The sequence below is a fragment of the Prosthecobacter sp. genome, assembly GCF_044373815.1.
Classification (GTDB): domain Bacteria; phylum Verrucomicrobiota; class Verrucomicrobiia; order Verrucomicrobiales; family Verrucomicrobiaceae; genus Prosthecobacter.
Genome location: NZ_JBIPNG010000418.1, coordinates 1 through 5909 on the forward strand (window position 1 = coordinate 1; position 5909 = coordinate 5909).

At 61.6% G+C, this 5909-nt stretch carries 3 protein-coding genes and 1 pseudogene; all 4 read left to right on the top strand.

Translation table 11 applies throughout. The annotated features are described in order from the left end of the window. Window positions 1–322: pseudogene (locus tag ACIREA_RS24815) on the top strand (sulfatase); the annotation flags it as partial. Between the two features lie 629 nt (window positions 323–951). Continuing rightward, the gene (locus tag ACIREA_RS24820; protein ID WP_397385023.1) at window positions 952–1659 is read left to right on the top strand and encodes an SGNH/GDSL hydrolase family protein; all 708 of its coding nucleotides are present in this window, start codon (window positions 952–954) and stop codon (window positions 1657–1659) included. 57 nt (window positions 1660–1716) lie between these two features. Further along, window positions 1717–4062, top strand: a complete 2346-nt coding sequence (locus tag ACIREA_RS24825; RefSeq protein WP_397385024.1) for a hypothetical protein — start codon at window positions 1717–1719, stop codon at window positions 4060–4062. Window positions 4063–4287: 225 nt separating this feature from the next. After that, window positions 4288–5844, top strand: a complete 1557-nt coding sequence (locus ACIREA_RS24830; protein ID WP_397385025.1) for an arylsulfatase — start codon at window positions 4288–4290, stop codon at window positions 5842–5844. Window positions 5845–5909 lie beyond the last annotated feature (65 nt).

Consider the following 5909-nt stretch of genomic DNA (forward strand, 5'->3'; position numbering starts at 1 on the left):
GAAAGTGGCTGGTGTGTTGGCTCCAGAGCCTTCGACCAAAGCCGAAGCCACGTTGGACGGCATCAACCTCATGCCTTTGCTCACAGGCAAGACCACGCAACTGCCCGAGCGTCCGCTGTTCTGGCGCGTTGGCAAAAGGAACGCCCTGCGTCTCGGCGACTGGAAACTCATTCGCGATGGCAAGGAGTGGCAGCTCTACGATCTCACGCATGACATCAGCGAGACCAAAAATCTCGCCACCCAGGAACCCGCCCGCGTGCAGCAAATGTCAGCGCTATGGGATCAGTGGAACGCTGAACAAATCGAACCGCTGTGGAGGTAGGTCACGGAACTCTCATGGAATGCAAACTCCTCAACCTTACTGCTCGCAATAGGCGCTGCCATTCTCGCGACTGACACTCCACAAGCCGCAACGAATCGCCCCTTCGTCGGCGTCATTCGCTGGGATGGTTACAACGGAGTCCGCAGGTGACGCAGCAGCAGGAGATGGGATTCCTGAAGCCGGAGAAGTGGCGCAGCCGCGCACCATGGATGCCGCATGAACCTACGAATTCAAACGCCATTGTTCCTCTGCCTGCTCACGGCGCTCGTCGTTCTCAGCAAGCTCGTCCGCACCGACGAACCACCGCTACGTGTGGCGATCACGCCGGATTCGCTGCGAAAGACAACCAGCAGCTCACGCTCCCTCTCGTCGGTTAGGACAGCCTCGTCACGAAATCCGAAATCCTCCCCCGCGAGAATTCGCCCGTCTCCATGATGCCCGAAGGCCTGCTCAAAACCCTCAAAGAGGACGAAGTCCGCGTCCTCATCGCCTACCTGCGCACCATCGCGCAGGTCCCGCTTCCCAAGCCATGATGCCTCTGGCGCATGCAGAGGCATAGATTGAATCTGCCACACACCGCGAGACTGCACGCGGAGCAGCGTATATGTGGCACCCGCTGAACTTCCTTCATGACGTCCCCGCTCCCATTCCTCACCACTCTCCTGCTCGCACTGGCCACCACGCTCCATGCCGTGGAGCCCCTCAAAGCCTTCTCCCTCGGCGCGCGCATTCTGTTTCAGGGAGACTCCATCACCGACGGCAATCGCGGCCGCAGCGCCGACCCCAACCACATTCTCGGTCACGGCTACGCCTTCATCATCGCCGCAAAATTCGGCGCGGCGTTTCCAGAAGCCAAATTCGAGTTCTTCAATCGCGGCAGCAGCGGCAACACCGTGCTCGATCTCGAAAAACGCTGGCAGAAAGACACGCTCGATCTCAAGCCGGACGTGCTCAGCATCCTCATCGGCGTGAACGACAAAGGCCGCGGCGTGCCGCTGGAAACCTACGAGCAGACCTACGACAAGCTCATCACCCAGGCAAAAGCCGCCAATCCACAGCTCAAGCTCGTGCTGTGCGAGCCATTCGTCGTCAACCACCTCGCCACCGATCCGCAGCACGGCTCCCCCAATGCCGACATCGTCAAGCGTCAGGAAATCGTCGCACGCCTCGCCAAAAAGCACGGCGCCGCCCTCGTGCATTTTCAGGCCGCCCTGGACCGCGCCACCGCACGCGCACCCGCCGCCCACTGGATCTGGGATGACATCCACCCCACCTACTCCGGCCATCAAATCCTCGCCGATGAATGGGAGCGCGCGCTACGCGACTTCTGGCCATGAATCATCTCTCTCTCCAATAACTGCGATGCATCGGCGTCACGCTGCTTCCTTCAAACCATGAAACGATTTTCCATCACCCACCTCACACTGGCCTTCGCCTTCACCCTCGCTGCCGCCACCATCACCCCCGCCGCAGAACCCCTCCGCATCGACATCTCCCGCGACACCTGGCTCTCCTCCTACCCAACCGAGGTCGAGGGCAGCAACGGTGCCTCTCCCAAGATGAAGTTCAAAGGCGTGCAGGAGCTCGCGCTCATGGACATCGATGCCACCGCTCTCAAAGGCAAACGCGTCACCAAGGCCCAGCTCCATCTGCATGGCGAAGGCGCGGAAATCCTGCAGCGCATGACGGTCTCCACCATCTCCGAAGAGTGGACCGAAGGCGACGGCACCAGCTATAAAAACGTGCCCGGTGCGAGCTCCTTCACCTGGGCCCGCACCGGCGAGCAGCGCTGGGGCGTCGATCAGCCGGACATCACCGCCGTCATCAATGGCGCAGGCGGTTCTATTTGGGGCTTTGCCGATCCCACACCGCGCGACGCCAACGGCTGGCAGATCATCCCCGTGGATCCCGCCGTCGTGCAAGCCCGCATCGAAGGCCGCAGCTTCGGCTTTGCCGTCATGGATGACGTGGGCAGCGAGTACCTGCGCGAGGGCAACAAGTTCACCTACCTTCCCTTCCTCAACCGCTACGTCTCCAGCAAAGACGACAAAAAAAGCACCCGCCCCCACTTCACCCTCTGGCTCGAAGACGCCCCTCCCACCGCCGCTCTACCATCATCTACCAGACTGCTCGCCGCAAAGCCCGCCACGCTGCCACCAGCCATCCCACCACCCGCCACCACAAAGCTCCCCGTTGATTGCCGCGATGAATTTGGCGAGCCCCTCCACTCCCTGGAATTCTTCGCGGCCAAAGGCGAAACGATTCACTTCACCGTCGCCACCAGCGCCAGCCTCACCCTCCCGCAGGTCAAGATCCAGACCTACGCCATGCCGCAGGTCGCGCAGCATTTGGACCCCCTCGTCCCCGGCCCTTCCACCGGCCCCACCTGCATCGAGATCCACGTGCCCAAAGACGCACGCCCCGGCCGCATCACCGGCCAGCTCACCGTCGGCACTCAGTCACTCCCATGCACGCTCACCGTGTGGGATTTCACCCTGCCAGACCGCCTCTCCTTCATCCCGCAGATGAATGCCTACAGCCTCCCCGGGCACGAGCGCGCCTTCTATCGCCTCGCCCACGAGCACCGCACCACGCTCAATGTGCTGCCCTATCACTGGACCGGAAAGATCGATGCCGGCCCCGTCATCAAACCAGACGGCCAGTGGGACTGGACCGCGTGGGATGCCACCTACGGCCCGCTCTTTGACGGCAGCGCCTTCACCGGCCTGCCACGCAGCGGTGTCCCCATCGAGGCCTTCTACCTCATGCTTAATGAAAACTGGCCCATGAATCAGGAGCAGCATTTCAAAGGCGGCTACTGGATCGAGACCGCCTATGACGAAGCCTACTGGCAGCAGTTCCGCGCCGCCGCAGCACGCATCGCCCAGCACCTCCATGACAAAGGCTGGACCGAGCCCATGTTCGAGTTCTACCTCAACAACAAAGTCTCCTTCAAAACCGCCGGGTGGGAACGCTGCTCCGCGCCATGGATCTTTGATGAACCCTCCAACACCCAGGACTTCTGGGCCCTGCGCCGCTTCGGCATTGAGTTCTGGAAAGGCGCGGGCGCACAGCCCGGCCTCCACCTCGCGCACCGCGCCGACATCTCACGCCCGCAGTGGCAGCGCGATCTCCTCGATGGCGTCGTCAATGCCGAAATCGTCAGCAGCGCACTCCGCACCTACGGCGCATCCGTCCGCGACCGCGCCCAGCGCTTCGGCAATCTCGTTTACATGTACGGCACCTCCAATGCCCTCGGCACCCCCAGCGTCAGCAATGCCGCCTGGTGCGTGGAGGCCTGGGCCCTCGGTGCCGATGGCGTCGTGCCCTGGCAGACCATTGGCAAAGCCGACGCCCTGCAAAAGCCCGACGACCTCGCCCTCTTCTACCCCACGCCCGCAGGCCCCCTGCCCAGCCTCCGGCTCAAAACCTTCCGCGCAGGGCAGCAGCTCGTCGAGTACCTCACCCTATACACCGCCCTCTCCGGCGAATCCCGCGCCAGCGTCTCCGCCGCCATCCTGGCAGAACCTGGCATGCGCGCCGTCACCCTCAAGAAAAACGAAGACGACGCGGGCAAAGCCGCCTTCACCCCCGAAACCCACCCCACACTCACCACCCTCCGCCACCGCCTCGGCCACTGGCTCAATGCCAAGTCCCCCGCCCCGCGTGATCGCTGGCACGATCCCAGGCCGAAGCCACATGCGCCAGAGGCAGTGAAGGTGATCGAAGTGGTGAAGTGAAAGCGCATCATCGCACCCGCCGCTGCCAATACGCGGAGAGCTTTCATTCATTGCGCAGCAGGCACTGCAGCAGCACTCCATGTTCGTCCAAGTTGCAGGTGTGCCGTGACCCGCCTGGCACCATGCGACAAGTAAAAGCGAACTCCTCGGTCTGGAAGCAACGAAAGAGATCACACTCGATGGCCGGCGTGTCCAGGATGCGCCGAAGCCAGACTCAAAAGCGAAATGAAACTCCCTCTCACCTTCTTCAAGGCTCTGCTGCTCGCGCCGCTCACCGCGCTGCACGGCTCTGACGTCAACCAGACAAAAGCACCTGCATCACGTCCCAACGTCCTCATCATCCTCGTCGATGACATGGGCTGGGGCGATCCGCAGTGTTTCAATGCGCAGTCAAAGATCGCGACTCCCCACATCGACAAGCTGGCGGCGGAGGGGATGAAGTTCACGAATGCTCATGCGGGCGGGTCCATCTGTGTGCCCAGCAGGTACAGCCTGCTCACGGGGCGGATGCCGTACCGGAATTGGCACACAACGGGCGTCAAGGGCGTGAGAAAGCAGAGCAAAAAGGGCCGCGAGATGATGCATTTTCCGCAGCCGCAACTGCAAGCGGAGCCCACGCGCCTGAATCTAGCGACGCTGATGAAGCGGCAGGACTTTGCGACGGCTTGCGTGGGCAAGTGGCATCAGGGCATGTCTTCGAAGGCCGAGGCCGATGGCACGCTGAAGATGACACCGCTGGACTTTGGCTTTGATTACTACTTCGGCTTCGATGCCCCGGAGCAAGGTCCGTATGCATTCATCGAGAACAGGCGCTTCGTCGTCGCGCCGACGGAGACGATTGAAGATCATCCAGGCGAAGGCGTGACGAATCCTGAGACGCAAGGCGCGCATTGGCGCAAAGGTTTGGCGGCACCGGGATGGAACTTCGAAGGCTGTCTTTCCACCATCGCAGGCAAGGCGGATGCGTGGCTCGAAAAGCACTCCCAGAACCAGTCACAAGGTGTCCGGAGCAGCCAGCCCTTCTTCCTCTACTACGCCATCCCCGCGCCTCATGCTCCCTGGGCGACGGCGGAAGAGTTCAAAGGCAGGAGCAGCGCGGGCCAGTATGGCGACTATGTGATGAACGTGGACGCGAAGGTCGGCCAGGTGCTGGCGACTCTGGACAAGCTGAAGCTGCGTGACAACACGCTCATCGTCTTCTCCAGCGACAACGGTCCGGTCTGGTATCCACACGACATCGAGAAGTTCGACCACCGCGCTGCGGGTCCGTGGAATGGAATGAAAGGCGCGCTCACCGATGCCGGTCATCGCATGTCGTTCATCGCGAGCTGGACGGGCAAAATTGAAGCAGGCAGCTCGTGCGGCGAATTGATTTGTTTCACCGACCTGATGGCCACCATGGCGTCTCTGCTCGGCGAAACACTCCCAAACGATGCCGGTGAGGACAGCTTCGACATCTCACCCCTGCTGCGTGGCGAGAAACCCGATCTACCCATCCGCAATGGCATGGTGCATGTGAATTACGGCTCCTACACGCTCGCGATCCGCGAAGGCGATTGGAAGCTTATCCTGCCATCAGGAGTTTATGCCGTGCAGGATGGCACCATCACACCGGACCAAGTCGTCGAGACCCACGGCAAAGAACCCAACGACAAGTTCCAGCTCTACAACCTCCGTAACGATCCCGGCGAGGCTGCGAATGTCTTTGCGCTCGAACCGGACAAAGCGAAGGAACTCTTCGCTGCATTGAAGACGGACATCGCACGCGGCAGAAGCCGTTGAAAAGCTGCAAGACTCATTGCCTTAAAGCAGACATCAATACCTCCCCGCCGACCACGCCGGCCACA

Coding starts and splice junctions, on each gene's coding strand:
- ACIREA_RS24830 (WP_397385025.1), top strand. CDS start 4,288: ATGAAACTCCCTCTCACCTTCTTCAAGGCTCTGCTGCTCGCGCCGCTC.
- ACIREA_RS24820 (WP_397385023.1), top strand. CDS start 952: ATGACGTCCCCGCTCCCATTCCTCACCACTCTCCTGCTCGCACTGGCC.
- ACIREA_RS24825 (WP_397385024.1), top strand. CDS start 1,717: ATGAAACGATTTTCCATCACCCACCTCACACTGGCCTTCGCCTTCACC.